At 40.7% G+C, this 378-nt stretch carries 1 protein-coding gene; it reads right to left on the bottom strand.

Translation table 11 applies throughout. The features are described 5' to 3' along the window. The coding region (locus AX663_RS00740) for a helix-turn-helix domain-containing protein (RefSeq protein ID WP_156430742.1) at positions 1-319 on the bottom strand (319 nt) is incomplete at its 3' end. Positions 320-378 lie beyond the last annotated feature (59 nt).

Raw genomic sequence — 378 nt, 5'->3', positions numbered from 1 at the left:
TAAAAGCTACCATTGGCTTTTGTTCAAGCTGATAGCGGCCACAAATCTGTTCAGGTGACCAGGAGGATTTTAAACCGTCCTCAATTTCCTTTTTCAACTTTGGTGTCAAACGAGACTTCCGACCTTTTTGCTTAGCCCTGTGGTCGTACTGTTCCTGTGCTAAGGCTGAGGAATAACCATTTTGGCATCGTCTTAACTCTCTTGAAATAGTAGACTTATGAACGCCAAGTTTATTTGCAATTTGGCAAGGTTTCAAACCTAATTCTAAGTAGGTTTCTATCTTTATTCGGTCGGTTATGGTAAGATGGGAGTAGCTCATAGTTTTTCCTCGGGTTCTGTTTGTGTGGTTACTTACAGTTTACACCAATGAAACGCTAT

Source organism: Streptococcus sp. CCH8-H5, assembly GCF_001556505.1.
In the GTDB taxonomy this organism is placed as follows: domain Bacteria; phylum Bacillota; class Bacilli; order Lactobacillales; family Streptococcaceae; genus Streptococcus.
Note: the sequence above shows the minus strand (reverse complement) of the source record. Positions and strands in the feature narration are given on the sequence as shown.